Origin of the sequence: Acidocella sp., assembly GCF_050253495.1 — a bacterium.
GTDB lineage: Bacteria > Pseudomonadota > Alphaproteobacteria > Acetobacterales > Acetobacteraceae > Acidocella.
The window spans coordinates 20,561-34,205 of sequence record NZ_JBFWIX010000028.1 but is presented as its reverse complement, the minus strand read 5'-3'; the positions used below and the strand labels follow the sequence as shown (position 1 = coordinate 34,205).

15 protein-coding genes are annotated in these 13,645 nt (G+C 62.8%); 5 read left to right on the top strand and 10 right to left on the bottom strand.

The window, feature by feature from the left end; translation table 11 throughout:
• The 7 genes from trbF to trbB form a co-directional block, all read right to left on the bottom strand.
• The coding region (gene trbF, locus AB7D48_RS15835) for a conjugal transfer protein TrbF (protein WP_427981151.1) at positions 1-353 on the bottom strand (353 nt) is incomplete at its 3' end.
• Positions 353-1,696 (bottom strand): P-type conjugative transfer protein TrbL, encoded by a 1,344-nt coding sequence (gene trbL, locus AB7D48_RS15830; RefSeq protein WP_427981149.1) that lies wholly within the window; start codon positions 1,694-1,696, stop codon positions 353-355. The genes trbL and trbF, both read right to left, overlap by 1 nt.
• Positions 1,697-1,763: 67 nt before the next feature.
• Positions 1,764-2,513, bottom strand: a complete 750-nt coding sequence (gene trbJ / locus AB7D48_RS15825; protein WP_427981146.1) for a P-type conjugative transfer protein TrbJ — start codon at positions 2,511-2,513, stop codon at positions 1,764-1,766.
• Complete coding sequence (trbE, locus tag AB7D48_RS15820) at positions 2,510-4,939, bottom strand: conjugal transfer protein TrbE (protein WP_427981143.1); 2,430 nt, start codon at positions 4,937-4,939, stop codon at positions 2,510-2,512. Before trbE ends, trbJ begins: the two co-directional genes overlap by 4 nt.
• 9 nt (positions 4,940-4,948) lie before the next feature.
• Entirely contained in the window at positions 4,949-5,218 is a 270-nt protein-coding gene (locus tag AB7D48_RS15815) for a VirB3 family type IV secretion system protein (RefSeq protein ID WP_427981142.1), read from the bottom strand.
• Positions 5,218-5,547 carry a TrbC/VirB2 family protein gene (locus AB7D48_RS15810; protein WP_427981139.1) on the bottom strand — a complete coding sequence of 110 codons (330 nt, stop codon included), beginning with the start codon at positions 5,545-5,547 and terminating at the stop codon, positions 5,218-5,220. Before AB7D48_RS15810 ends, AB7D48_RS15815 begins: the two co-directional genes overlap by 1 nt.
• Positions 5,547-6,497, bottom strand: coding sequence for a P-type conjugative transfer ATPase TrbB (gene trbB / locus AB7D48_RS15805; protein ID WP_427981136.1), 951 nt, complete (start codon positions 6,495-6,497; stop codon positions 5,547-5,549). Before trbB ends, AB7D48_RS15810 begins: the two co-directional genes overlap by 1 nt.
• Before the next feature lie 283 nt (positions 6,498-6,780).
• Here trbB and AB7D48_RS15800 point away from each other — a divergent pair, with 283 nt between their 5' ends.
• Entirely contained in the window at positions 6,781-7,218 is a 438-nt protein-coding gene (locus AB7D48_RS15800; RefSeq protein ID WP_427981133.1) for an NUDIX hydrolase, read from the top strand.
• Positions 7,219-7,276: 58 nt separating this feature from the next.
• Here AB7D48_RS15800 and AB7D48_RS15795 read toward each other — a convergent pair whose 3' ends face one another.
• Entirely contained in the window at positions 7,277-7,696 is a 420-nt protein-coding gene (locus AB7D48_RS15795; protein ID WP_427981131.1) for a CopG family transcriptional regulator, read from the bottom strand.
• A gap of 4 nt (positions 7,697-7,700) precedes the next feature.
• Positions 7,701-9,731 (bottom strand): conjugal transfer protein TraG, encoded by a 2,031-nt coding sequence (locus AB7D48_RS15790; protein ID WP_427981128.1) that lies wholly within the window; start codon positions 9,729-9,731, stop codon positions 7,701-7,703.
• 196 nt (positions 9,732-9,927) lie between these two features.
• Here AB7D48_RS15790 and AB7D48_RS15785 point away from each other — a divergent pair, with 196 nt between their 5' ends.
• The 4 genes from AB7D48_RS15785 to AB7D48_RS15770 all read left to right on the top strand — a co-directional run bounded on the left by AB7D48_RS15785 (position 9,928) and on the right by AB7D48_RS15770 (position 11,618).
• Complete coding sequence (locus AB7D48_RS15785) at positions 9,928-10,194, top strand: hypothetical protein (protein ID WP_427981126.1); 267 nt, start codon at positions 9,928-9,930, stop codon at positions 10,192-10,194.
• A 131-nt stretch (positions 10,195-10,325) separates the two neighbouring features.
• Positions 10,326-10,751, top strand: a complete 426-nt coding sequence (locus tag AB7D48_RS15780) for a bleomycin resistance protein (RefSeq protein WP_427981124.1) — start codon at positions 10,326-10,328, stop codon at positions 10,749-10,751.
• A 164-nt stretch (positions 10,752-10,915) separates the two neighbouring features.
• Positions 10,916-11,179, top strand: coding sequence for a hypothetical protein (locus tag AB7D48_RS15775; RefSeq protein WP_427981122.1), 264 nt, complete (start codon positions 10,916-10,918; stop codon positions 11,177-11,179).
• A 4-nt stretch (positions 11,180-11,183) separates the two neighbouring features.
• Positions 11,184-11,618, top strand: coding sequence for a hypothetical protein (locus AB7D48_RS15770; protein WP_427981120.1), 435 nt, complete (start codon positions 11,184-11,186; stop codon positions 11,616-11,618).
• 49 nt (positions 11,619-11,667) lie between these two features.
• Here the strand turns inward: AB7D48_RS15770 and AB7D48_RS15765 are convergent, their stop codons facing one another.
• The gene (locus AB7D48_RS15765; RefSeq protein WP_427981118.1) at positions 11,668-13,416 is read right to left on the bottom strand and encodes a relaxase/mobilization nuclease domain-containing protein; all 1,749 of its coding nucleotides are present in this window, start codon (positions 13,414-13,416) and stop codon (positions 11,668-11,670) included.
• Between the last annotated feature and the right edge of the window lie 229 nt (positions 13,417-13,645).

Genomic DNA, 13,645 nt, shown 5'->3' with positions numbered 1-13,645 from the left:
ATGACGGGATCGTCGGGAATGGAGCGGACATCCTCGATGAATTGTGCCAGGTACCAGGCGATCTGCGGGTCGGCCGGGCGGTAATCGGCCATGGCGGGGGCCACGGCCTGGGCCTGACCGAGCTTGTCGACCTGAACCACCCAGGGGACGACACTGCCATGGGTGGATTGCCAGACCAGCCCCGCTCCCAACCCGGCGGAAAGAAACAGACCGCCGAAGGCCATGAGACGCCAGTTTCTGGCCTGCACACGGGCAGAGCCGATGCGCTCATCCCATTCCTGTCCGGCCTTCTGGTAGGGTGTTTCCGGTTCTGGGGTGCGGCCATAACGCGCACCCGGGCGACGGAATAACATCAGCCTTCCTCCGAAAGATCGAGATTGGTGGAGCCGCCGCCATGATCGCCCGCGCGCACGGCGTTGGCAGCGGTGGACACGGCATTGCCGAGGGTCTGGCCGCGTTTCATGCGCTTGGCCCAGGCAGGTGGTGACGATGAAGGCGCGGTGGCGGCGCTGGCCGGGGTGGAAGCCGACGATGCCGTACTGCCGCTATTGCCCGCACCGCCACCGTCGGCCGCTTGCCGGGCGGCTTGCGCGCCGGCATCCCACCGGCTCTTGAGGTTGCCGGCGACCTTCCCGGCCATCTCCTTGACCGGCGCCGCGGCGGTGTTCATCCCGGTCTTGGCGACATTTGTGAGACCGCCGCCAATGGCGCTGGCGCCTGTCTGCCCAGATGCAGCGGCCCCGATGCTATAGGCGGTGGACGCGCCACCCGCGAGCGCCGTGCTCCCGCGTGCCAGAGCGCCTACGGCGCCAGCCCCGGCGCGCAGCCCCATGCCCGCCGTCATGCCGATGCCGCCCGCCGCGAGCGCGGTGCCGACCGCGGCGCCCGCGCCGAGCTGGGGCGCGCCGGAAATCAGGCCGGTGGCGATGCCCGGTCCGAATATACCGAGCCCGAGCAGCGACAGCGAGGCCAGGAGCAGTGACAGGGCATCCTCGATGGTCAATTGCCCGGTTCCAGGACTGAGCGTGAACTTGCCAAAAAACGTCGTGCCGATGCCGATAATCACGGCCAGGACGAGCACCTTCACACCGGAGGCGACAACATTGCCCAGCACTTTTTCGGCGAGGAAGGTGGTCTTGTTGAACAGAGCGAAGGGGACCAGCACGAAGCCCGTGAGCGTGGTCAGCTTGAACTCGATCAGCGTGATAAAGAGCTGGATCGCCAGGATGAAGAAAGAGATCACCACGAAAAACCAGGAGACCAGAAGAACGGTGATCTGGATGACGTGATTGAAGAACGAGGTGAAGCCCATGAGCTTCCCGGCAGCCTGGAGAACCGGAATGCCCGCGGTGATGCCGATCTGCGCGAAGCGCCCCGGTTGCAGAAGTTCGGATGCGGGCAAAGTTGAGCCGGTGGCTTTCAGTCCAAGACCGGAGAAGGAATTAAAAACGATCTGCGCCAGATCGTTGAAATTGCCGATGATGTAGGCGAAGAAGCCGATATAGAGCGTCTTCTTGATAAGCCGCGTCATGATGTCTTCATCGGCGCCCCAGGCCCAGAACAGCCCGGCAAGCGTGATATCGATGGCGATCAGCGTCGAGGAAAGATACATGACCTCGCCGTGCAACAGGCCGAAACCGCTATCGATATAGCTCGTGAAGGCGTTCAGAAAGCCATCAATGACGCCGGGGTTCATGACAAGCCTTTCGATTAAAAAGGAAAATTGAATTGATCTGCCCGATTGCGCTTTGTGGAGAACGCAGTCATTGCGAATGGAACATCTCCACCGTCTGCGGCTGATAGCCGCTGCCGATGGAGAGGAACTGGTTGAGTTCCGTCTCGGCTTCTTCCTTGCTCTCGGCCTTGGCGGCACCAGCCAGAGCGGCGGCGCGGCCTTGGGCCGCGATCAGCGCTGTCACATCGGCGAGCTGGCCGCTCAGGACACCCAAAATCTGGTTGCCGGCCTGGCTCGCCTGGAGCGCGCCCTCCGCCGACTGGCTCGACGACACGAGCGCATCCACCTCGGAATGGGCCGTGGCGAGATTTTGCACGGCGCCGGCCTGCACATTCATCGCATCCTCGTAACCGGCGCGGGCATTTTCCCAGCGGGTTTGCGCGTCGCTCTCCAACTGCGCCGAGGAAGCCAAGGCGGAGTAGCTTTCGGGATAGACCTCGGTGAACGCCTGATCGATGGTGGTGACGTCGTAGGCGATGTTCTGCGCCTGGCTCAGCAATTGCTGGGTCTGGTCGATCGATTGGTCGAGCTGGGCCAGCGTGGAGTAGGGCAGGCTGGCCAGGTTCTTCGCCTGGTTGATGAGCATGGTGGCCTGGTTTTCCAGGCTCTGGATCTCGTTATTGACCTGCTGCAGCTCGCGTGCCGCGGTCATCACGTTCTCGGCGAAATTGCTGGCGTCGAATACGGCGACCTGCGCGTGCGCGGGTTTGAAGGCCGCATTGAGTGACACGGACGCGATGCCAGCTGTGAGCGCCACCCGGAAGTAGCTACGGGTCATGGTGCGATCTCCCCGCCGTTGAGAATATCCGCCGCCCAATCGGCGCCTTTGTGCCGGAGCCAGGCGCTGGCGAAACCGTCCTGGCCGTGCTCGGTCATCAACCCGGCGATGGCGGCTTGGTCGGTTTTCGAGGAGGCGGCGGTGAAAGCCAGCGCGGCGTCGCCGAGGCCAAGCTCGAACAGGCGGTTGCCGCGCCGTGACTGGCAGTAATAATCCCGCTTCGGCGTGGCCCGCGCCAGAATTTCGATCTGGCGGTCATTAAGGCCAAAGCGCCGGTAGATGGCCATGATCTGTGGCTCGATGGCGCGCTCATTGGGTAGGAAGATGCGGGTTGGACAGCTCTCGATAATCGCGGGGGCAATGACACTGTCATGGATGTCCGATAGCGATTGTGTGGCGAAGATGACTGAAGCATTCTTCTTGCGCAGGGTTTTGAGCCATTCCCGCAGCTGCCCGGCAAAATCCTCATCATCGAGCGCGAGCCAGCCTTCGTCGATAATGATCAGCGTCGGGCGACCGTCGAGACGCGCCTCGATGCGATGGAACAGGTACGCAAGCACGGCGGGTGCCGCGCCGGTACCGATCAGCCCTTCGGTCTCGAAGGTCTGAACATTCGCGTCGTGTAGCCGCTCCACATCCGCATCGAGCAGCCGCCCGAATGGTCCGCCCAGGCAATAGGGCCGCAATGCCTGTTTCAGCGTGTTCGATTGTAGCAATACGCAGAGACCCGTCAGAGTCCGTTCCGCAACTGGTGCCGATGCCAGGGAGGTGAGGGCCGTCCAGAGCAGCTCCTTTACCTCGGGTGTCACGGCGATCTTTTCACGGGCGAGGATATTGGCGACCCATTGCGCCGCCCAGCCGCGCTCGGCATCGTCGTCGATCCAACCAAGCGGCTGCAAAGCGACGGATGATTCGCTATCATCGGACAGGCCGCCCCCGAGATCCTGCCACGCGCCGCCCATGGCGAGGGTTACCGCCCGGATCGATCCGCCGAAGTCGAAGGCAAAAATCTGGGATGCGGCATAGCGCCGGAACTGCAACGCCATCAGCGCCAGCATCACGGATTTGCCGGCACCCGTCGGCCCGGCCATCAGCATATGGCCGACATCGCCGACATGTAGGGAAAACCGGAACGGGGTTGAGCCTTCCGTCTTGGCCATGAACAGCGGAGGCGCACGGAAATGCTCGTCCCGTTCCGGTCCGGCCCAGACCGCCGAAAGGGGAATCATGTGCGCGAGGTTCAAGGTGCTGACCGGCGGCTGCCTGATATTGGCATAGACATGGCCCGGCAATGAGCCGAACCAGGCTTCCAGCGCGTTGACCCTTTCCATCATGCAGGTGAAATCACGCCCCTGGATCACCTTCTCGACCAAGCGCAATTTTTCATCGGCGATGCGGGCATCCTCGTCCCACACCGTCACCGTGGCGGTGACGTAAGCCTGGCCGATGGCATCCGAGCCGAGTTCCTGCAACGCCATGTCCGCGTCGGCGGCTTTGTTGGCGGCGTCCGTGTCCATCAGCACCGACGCCTCGTTGGTCATGACTTCCTTCAGGATCGCCATGATCGATTTGCGCTTGGCGAACCATTGCCGCCTGATTTTCACCAGCAGCTTCGTCGCGTCGGTCTTGTCGAGCATGATCCCGCGCGTGGACCAGCGATAGGGGAAAGCCAACCGGTTCAGTTCGTCCAGAATCCCTGGATGGGTCGCCGACGGGAATCCCATGATGGTCAGGGTACGCAGATGGTGGCGGCCGAGCTTGGGTTCCAATCCGCCGGTCAGGGGTTCGTCGGGCAGGATGCTGTCCAGATACATCGGGATTTCGGGCACGCGGACGCGCTGGCGTTTGGTTGAGATCGTCGAATGCAGGTAGGTCAGTGTCCCGGCGTCATCGAGCCATTCGATCTCCGGCACAAAGCCTTCCACGAGCTGGAGGATGCGGTTGGTTTGGTCGATGAAACCCCGCAGCACCTCATGCGGGTTAACGCCCTGCTTCTCGCTACCTTCATAGAGCCAGCCTTCCGCGCGTGCTGAATCTTCACTCGGCGCGAGATGCAGGAAGGTCAGGAAATAGTTGCTCTCGAAATGAGCGCCTTCTTCCTCGAATTGTGCCTTGCGCTCGGAATCAACCAGGGCGGAGGCCGGATCGGGAAACTGGCTGTCGGGGTAGTGGTTGGCGGGGCTGCGTTGCGCCTCGACGAAGATTGCCCAACCCGATCCCAACCGGCGCAGCGCATTATTCAGCCGCGCCGTGGTGCCGATCAGCTCCGCCGGGGTGGCGCTGTCGAGATCGGGGCCGCGGAAACGCGCGGTGCGTTGGAACGAGCCGTCCTTGTTTAGCACAACGCCGCGCGCCGCCAAAACCGCCCAGGGGAGGTAGTCGGCGAGGATCGCGGATTTGTGCCGGTATTCGGAGAGGTTCATCACGGTGCAACCTCACGCCCGGAAATAGGTTGGATAGCGCAGATGCCGTCGCGTCACGTCGACAAACTGCGCGTCGCGCTTGGCGGCCCAGACGGCGGCGGCGTGGCCGATCAGCCAGAAGGCGAGGCCCGGAATCCACAGGCGCAGACCCAGGCCGAGAGCGGCTGCCAGCGTGCCGTTCAGGATGGCGACGCTGCGTGGCGCTCCGCCGAGCAGGATATGCTCGGTCAGCGCCCGATGAACCGGTGCTTCATATCCGGCGATGGGCTCCGCGCCGTCCATCAGATCAGTGCCCCGCCGGAGAAGGAGAAAAAGGAAAGGAAAAAGCTGGATGCTGCGAAGGCGATGCTGAGCCCGAAGACGATCTGGATCAGCCGCCGGAAGCCGCCGGAGGTTTCGCCGAAGGCCAGGCTCAGCCCGGTGACGGTGATGATGATGACCGAGATGATTTTTGCCACTGGTCCTTGGACGGATTCCAGGATCTCATTGAGCGGCGATTCCCACGGCATGTCCGAGCCGGCTGCATAGGCCGGTGCGATCAGGATGAGGGTAAGAATGAGCGTGGAGACGGCACCGATGCGGCGGCGCAGCCGATTGGTGAACATGGACATCATGGATGATCTCCTATGGCGATGAGGTTGCCGGGTTCGGCTATGGCGGGAGCCAGGACGTAGTCGCCGGCTGCGGAGAGACCCTGGACGGTGGCGAGGCCCGCGAGGCGGCGCTGTGCCCCGCGTCCGTCCAGCACCGCGATGACGTTGATGGTTTCGGCGATCAGCGCGCGCGGCACGGTGACGACCGCTTCCTGGATCAACTGCTCCAGGCGCCGGAGTGCGCCGATCGACGTGCCTGCATGGATGGTGCCGATGCCGCCGGGATGGCCGGTGCCCCAGGCTTTGAGGAGGTCGAGGGCTTCTGGTCCGCGCACCTCGCCGATCGGGATGCGGTCGGGCCGTAGGCGCAGCGAGGAGCGAACCAGATCGGACAAGGAGGCCACGCCATCCTTGGTGCGGAGCGCCACGAGGTTGGGCGCCTGGCATTGCAGCTCGCGCGTATCCTCGATCAGCACGACACGGTCGGAGGTCTTGGCGATCTCGGCGAGCAGCGCGTTGGTCAGCGTCGTCTTGCCGGTGGAGGTGCCGCCCGCGACCAGGATGTTGCGGCGCTGGAAAACGGCGACACGAAGGAATTCCGCTTGGGCGGCGGTCATGATCCCGGCATTGACATAATCACCCAGGGTGAAGACGGCGACGGCGGGCTTGCGGATGGCGAAGCTGGGAGCCGCGACAACCGGGGGCAGCAGGCCCTCGAACCGCTCGCCGGTCTCTGGCAATTCGGCCGAGACGCGAGGTGCCCCGGCATGGACCTCGGTGCCGACATGGTGGGCCACCAGCCGGACAATGCGCTCGCCATCGGCTGGAGACAAATATTCGCCTGTATCGGCAAGACCATCGCTGAGGCGGTCGATCCATAGCTTGCCGTCAGGATTCAGCATCACCTCGACGATCGCGGGATCTTCGAGGAAGCGGGCGATTGCCGGACCGAGCGCGGTGCGCAGCATGCGCGCGCCGCGGGATGAGGCTTCGGAATGGGATGGTGAAAATACCAAGATCGTCCCCTGTGCAATGCCGGGCAAGACAGCCGGCCGGCGAGGGGATGATTAGAGAAGGCAGGAATTCATTGTGTGCAACAACGCTCTTGGTGCCATCGTGCTCTGGCGTGCAAAAACAGGGAAATGGCGGTTTGCCCTTGGGGTGGCCCGGCGCGGTATTGGCGCTACAAATGTTGTGAGGCTGAGGCCAGATCTCATGTATTCGAGGCAACTAAAACGAGAAGGACTCTCCATGCCGGTACAACATCCTATCCCGGCGGCCATTGCCGTCGTGTTCCGGGGCGCGGACGTGCTTCTGGTGCGGCGCGCCAATCCGCCGGACGCGGGGCGATGGGGGTTTCCCGGCGGCAAGATCGAGCGGGGAGAAACGATCATGCGCGCTGCCGAGCGCGAGCTGTTCGAGGAAACGTCGATTACCGGAAAGGCACGCCACGTTCTCACCGCAGTGGATGCTTTCGAGCGGTCTTCAGCCGGGGCCGTATTGCATCACTTCGTTCTGATTGCTGTAGTCTGCGAATTCGTGAGTGGCGTTCCTTACGCGGCGGACGATGTCACCGAGGCGAGATGGTTTTCCATGCATGAACTGGCGGTGGGGGATCTGGCGCTGAGTTTGGACGTGGAGGATGTCGCTAAAACCGCGTTCAAGTACGTGAGCGAAAATTCCGAATGACCCAGCACAAAGGCATCGCCATCGTGGTTCCGAAACCAACCATTCGGATGCAAGGTCGTCATGCTGTTGTTTCATCGGGGCCGCGTTCCTCCGAAATTTCCCGTGCCAGGCTTTGGCTCTTTTCTATCCTGCGCCCGAGTGCTTCGATGAACCCCTTATAGCGTTCCTGGCCGCTGGCCTGCGCGGCGGCGAGCGCGGTATCGGGCAGTGGTGGTGTCGTGGTCAGCCAGAAGCGCACGAACAGCGCAATGGCCTCGTTGGAAATCTTTACGTGGTGCTCCAGCCTGTCGAGGTTGCGCGTATGGCGGTCAAGGCGCCGGCTGATCGCGGCCTCCAGCCGTTCCGCCCCATCCGGAGACAGGAACGACGTCAGCGCCGCCTCCACTACCAGCGCCTGGGAAATACGCTTGCGCGCCGCGTAGTCGGCGAGCTGGGAGGAGAGGGCGGGGGGCAGCCGGAATGTGTGCTTGATACGCATCGGACTATCCTCCGAGATCAAGGCCGTTGCCGGGATCGAGCGCTGCCTGGCGGGCAACGCCACCCATCTGACGGCGTAATTCCGCCAGGCGGATGGCTTCTTCGCTCTGCCGCCGGGTATCGTCGCCGAAGGTGAATTCCGGTTTTACCGCAGGCTTAGGCGGTTCTATGTCCTCATGTTCGGGCAGATCGGGTTCCCGCCTGATGCCGGCATTGGCGGGATCAGCACTGGCCTTGCCGGATTGCTTCTTGCTCTTGGGGATGGCTTTGGGCCTTTGCGCTGGCGGGGCCACCGTCACCTTTGGCGGCAGCGGCAGTTTGCTCCAATCATCGGCTTTGGGCGCAGGCTGCGCCTTGCCTGGATTTGGCGCGGGGAGAACCCGCTCGGTGAAGCGCCGGTTCTCGAAATAGCGCGCCTTTTTCGCGCGAATCGGATTGGTTCCCGACACCATGACGATCTCGTCGCTGGGCGGTAGCTGCATGACCTCGCCAGGCGTCAGCAATGGCCGGGCGGTTTCCTGGCGGCTGACCATCAGATGGCCGAGCCAGGGTGAGAGGCGGTTGCCGGCATAGTTTCGCATTGCTCGCATCTCGGTGGCGGTGCCCAGCGCATCGGATACGCGCTTGGCGGTGCGCTCGTCATTGGTGGCGAACGAAACCCGGACATGGCAGTTATCCAGGATCGAGTTGTTCTGCCCATAGGCTTTCTCGATCTGGTTGAGGCTCTGGGCAATCAGGAATGCCTTCAGCCCGTACCCCGCCATGAAGGCCAGCGCGCTCTCGAAAAAATCCAGCCGTCCCAGCGCCGGAAATTCGTCCAGCATCAGCAACACGCGATGCCGCCGGTTCTTCGCGTGCAGTTCTTCCGTCAACCGGCGGCCGATCTGGTTGAGCACCAGCCGGATGAGCGGCTTGGTCCGGCTGATGTCCGAGGGAGGCACCACGAGGTAGAGTGTGGCCGGGCGCTGGCCTTCGACCAGATCGGCGATGCGCCAGTCACAACGGCGCGTGACATAGGCGATGACCGGATCGCGGTAGAGACCCAGGAACGACATGGCGGTCGACAGCACGCCGGAGCGCTCATTGTCGGATTTGTTCAGCAGCTCGCGGGCGGCGCTGGCGATGACGGGATGCGTGCCCGCCTCGCCGAGATGGCGGGTGAGCATCATCGCGGTCAGCGTGGCTTCGATGGATCGCTTGGGATCGGACAGAAAATTGGCGACACCGGCCAGGGTCTTGTCCGGCTCGGCGTAGAGGACGTGCAGGATCGAGCCGACCAACAGGCTATGGCTGGTCTTCTCCCAATGATTACGCTTCTCCAGGGAGCCTTCGGGGTCGACCAGCACGTCGGCGACGTTCTGCACGTCGCGCACTTCCCACTCGCCCTTGCGGACCTCCAGCAATGGGTTGTAGGCGGCCGAGTTCGCATTGGTCGGGTCGAACAGCAGCACCCGGCCGAACTGCGAGCGGAAACCTGCGGTCAGGCCCCAATTCTCGCCCTTGATGTCATGGACGATGCAACTGCCCGGCCAGGTCAGCAACGTGGGTACGACGAGACCCACGCCCTTGCCCGACCGGGTGGGCGCGAAGCACAATACATGCTCGGGGCCGTCATGCCGCAGATAATCCCGCCCCAGCTTCCCGAGCAGAACGCCATCCGGCCCAAGCAGCGCCGCCTTGCGGACCTCATCCGGTGCTGCCCATTTGGCCGAGCCATAGGTGACGACGCTTTTGGCCTCACGGGCACGCCACACCGACATGAAAATGGCAACCGCGGCGGCGATAAAGCCGCCGGACCCGGCGATATAGGCGCCGATGATGAAAATATGCGGGGCATAGGCATCGTAAACGAACCACCACCAGAAAAAGGTCGGAGGCAGGTAGAATGGGAAACCGAAGAGCATGAACCAGGGCCGGCCGAGTTGCGATTGGAAGCCGAGCGCCCAGGCGGTCCATTCCGTAGCACTCCATGTGGCGATGAGCACGACCGTGAAAACGGCGATAAGCTGGCCCCAGAGGATTTTGCTGCCAGACATTCCGGTATCCCTTCATTGGCAAATACCTCGAACATCGAGATGCCAATCAGGGCTTTGCAAGGGCAATTTGGTTGCTGTCGTGGGATCGGCGAGTCCATCGTGCAAAGACAGGTTGCAGCGTAATTTGCCTCGAACCACTTTTGGCCCGCTGAAGGGGACTATGGTCCGGTCATATCGGTCATGATAAGCCGGCAACATGAAATCGAGCGTCTATAAATTGAGTCAGGGTGTTTTTGTGGCCGATTTTGACGGCCGGAAGATCATGCGCGGCAGTGTACAGGATTTGGCGGCTGCTTTGGTTCAGGCGGGCATCACTCCGGATGAGCTTCTGTTGGGTGACTGGCGCGAAGACGCCGAACTCCTTAGTCCGTCCGAGCAGCGTGAGTTGTGCGGCTTGATGGCGGTTGGACAGGATGTGGTTGAGCAGGCGCCGGGTTTGGATTTGCGGGCGGCACCTCGGTAAGTTGAAGTCAGCTTTTTCTGATCGGTCCATATTACAAATCTGAGGATCAGGAAATCGGCGCCGACTCAACTCTGCCGTCTTGTCCCTGCCAAACCGCCGTGCGACCGTGCCGCCGAAGGCGGGAGGAGCGCATGGGGAGCTGGGCGAAGCTGGTGCCGGAACTTGTGGTCACGGACCTGGAGGCGAGCCTGCGCTTCTGGCGCGACCTGATCGGCTTCTCTGTGGCATACGATCGGCCGGAGGCCGGCTTTGCTTACCTGGATCTGGACGGCGCCCAGGTCATGCTTGAGCAGCGCAGCACGGCAGAGGACCAGTGGGTGACCGGGCCGCTTGAATCGCCGCTGGGCCGTGGCATCAATTTCCAGATCGAGGTGCCGGCGCTTCAGCCGATTCTGGACCACCTGGCCGGGGACGGATGGCCGTTGTTCATGGCGCCCGAGGACGCATGGTACCGTGCCGGCGGCATCGAGGTCGGCCAGCGCCAGTTCCTGGTGCTGGACCCGGACGGCTACCTGCTCAGGCTGGCCGAGGACATCGGCGAGCGGCCCGCCGGGTAGTTGCTGCTTTGCACTCACCTTCTGTGAGTAATCTGGCTGGGCACTCGTTAGCGTGATTGCCTGCATTGGCTGGCATGGCAGCCATCCAGGCTGTGCGGTGAGATCAAGGTTGCGTAAAACGCGCGTTTTACATAATATGCCAACAAGTTTGAAAGGAAACCGCTATGGCCGAAATCGCCGCAACGGAGTTTGCCCGTAATTTCGGGCTTTACCGTGAAATGGTCCAGCGCGAGACCATCGCAGTCAAGGTGCATGACCGGATCACGGGATATTTTCTGTCGGCGCGTGAATACGAGGAATATCAGCGCCTCAAGGGAATGATGCCTGTTGCGCTTGCCGCGGAAGAACTGGATGACGCCACGCTTCACGCCCTGGCGGAATCGAAAATGGATGAGCGTCACGCCCCTCTCAATGACCTGATGGACTAGAAGCTTGCCGATACCGCGGCCGGAGCCGGGCCTCGTCGTCTCCTACGCTTATCTCTGGCGCCATGAGCATAACCGGGGGCAGGAGGAAGGGCGCAAGAATCGCCCTTGTGTGATTGTACTTGCGGTTGCGAAGGCGGGAGGTGATGCCGTGCGGGTGACAGTCGCCGCTGTTACCCACACCCCGCCACCCGCTGATGCCGTCGCGCTTGAAATGCCGCTGAAGGTCAAAATGAGCCTTGGGTTGGACGACGAGCGGTCGTGGATCATTCTCGATGAAGTCAATCAGTTCGACTGGCCAGGCTTCGATCTGCGCTCGGTGTCAGGGCGCAGACATTCATATGCCTATGGCTTTATTCCTCCTCGCCTTTACGACGAGGTAAAAACTACGTTGCTGGAAGCCAGTGCCAAGCGGAAGGTAAAGATTGTTCCACGCGATTAGCGCCGAAGGCTGAGAGCTGCAGACAGGACTAATTCGATCAGTTTAGTCATCACAGCCCGAGATCTCGTTGCCGCCCGAAACTCCATTCCACGCCGCCGCCTGGCAGCATGGTGCCGGAAACATGCTGACCGAGTTTCTGCTCCAGGGCGGGCCGCCAGGGCACGAGCTGGAAGCCAAGCCCATCATCGATCATGGCGAACCGGCCCGAGGCCAGCGTCACGCGCTGCCGGTAGGTGCCGGTGACATACTCTCCCGCGGCGGAGGGAGTGTGAGCGAGGCCGGTATCGGTGGCCAGCCGGTTGGCCACGCTGTCCAGTTCACGTTTATGCAGCGTATTGATGAGGCCCCGCGTGAACAAGGTTCTGCCGTCCTGGCGGTGGGCAAGCCCTTCCGCCACGAGATGATCGGCGCGGCGTGCCATGGCATCGCGGATCTCGGCGCCAAAGCCACCGGCTGTCGGGACGGGATCCCGGCCGACAAGCTGCCGGTCGAGCCAAGTCGCGCCGGGCGCTGTCACCTGGGCCGCCAGCGGCAGATCGGACCTTGTGGCAAGGGAGAGCCGCCGCCGGCCTTTCGTGTCTTCCCAAGAGCGCAGTTCGACGATCGCGCCGGCCTGGGCGTCGCCGGTCATGTCGATGTCAGGGAAGCGCAGATGATGGGTGCGCCCGTCCGCGCCATCGACGATGGCGTAGGCGCTGCCCTGCAGCTCGTCATGCAGTCCACGCTCCACCAGCCTGCCCAGCACCTGGTACGAGACATTGTCATCATGGATGGCAAACCCTGCCACGTCCGGGATGCGCTCACCCAAGGCCATGGCCCGGTGCATGGTCTTGATGATGTCGCTCCGGATCGACAGGTCACGCAATGTCGTCTCGATGCCTGGCTTGAGCGTCCAGCAGGCTGGGCCAGCCTGATCAGCCAGCCCCATGCGCTCCAGCTTCATCGCCCGCCCGACAATCAACCGGCGCAGTTCCGGGTCTGGACTATGGGCGTTGGGGCGGAGGTCCGCGATGCCGCCACCATCGTCGGCAATTTCGCGCAAGGCCCGGTCCAGGCTGGTCCAGCGTTCGGCCTCGACCTCTTTCTGAAGCGCGGCTTCAATCTCACGCTCGCTGCGCGGGCCGAGTTCCAGGCTGACACGCTCTTCGGCGCGGCCGCGAAATCCCCGGCTCATATAGTCGCGGCTGATGACCAGATCCTGGCCATCCTCGGCGCGGCCCCGGACCAGCACATGGACGTGCGGGTTGTCGGTATTCCAGTGATCGACCGCCACCCAATCGAGGCTTGTGCCGAGATCGCGCCCGGCATCCTGCATCAGCTCGCGGGTGAAGGCACGAATATCGGCCAGTTCGCCGGCATCCTCGGGCGAGACGATGAACCTGAAATGATGCCGGTCATCCTCGCACCGTTCCGCGAACGCCTTAACGTCGGTGCTCTCGGTGTCCGCGCCGAACATATGAGCTGGCGCACCGTCGCGGGTGACGCCTTCGCGTTCGAGATAGCGGATATGGCGTGCTATCGGGACCGAGCGGAATTTTGCTCCGGCATGGCGGACGATGCGGGCCTTGATGATGACGCGCCGCGCGGGCGAACGCAGGGACCTCGCAACCGACGCGGCGCGGCTGCGCCCGAACCGCGAACTGCCGCCGGTTGACCGGCGCTGCCCGAAATTCCGTCCCGTATGACCCGCCCTCCTGGCGGCCTGCATGACCTCGCCCACAAAGCTCTTAGCCTGGCCGCTTGGGCTGTGCCGGATGCGCCCAGGGCGGACGCGCAGGTCGTCATCGCGGATGCTCATCGCTATTCCCGTTTCCAGGCCCAAATATGGGCGATGGCGCATGGATTGGCGCTCTCATTGATGTTTCCATCGAAAACGCCGCTCTGGGCGGGTACAGTGCCGCTCCAAAACCCCAGCCAAACCGCCCGGCAGCACCGTGACAGACGGCGCTGCTTTTATCTGGCGATCCCCCGTCTGGTTGTGCTGCCCCCTCCAGGAACAATGCCCCGCTTATGAATATCTGCGCTAT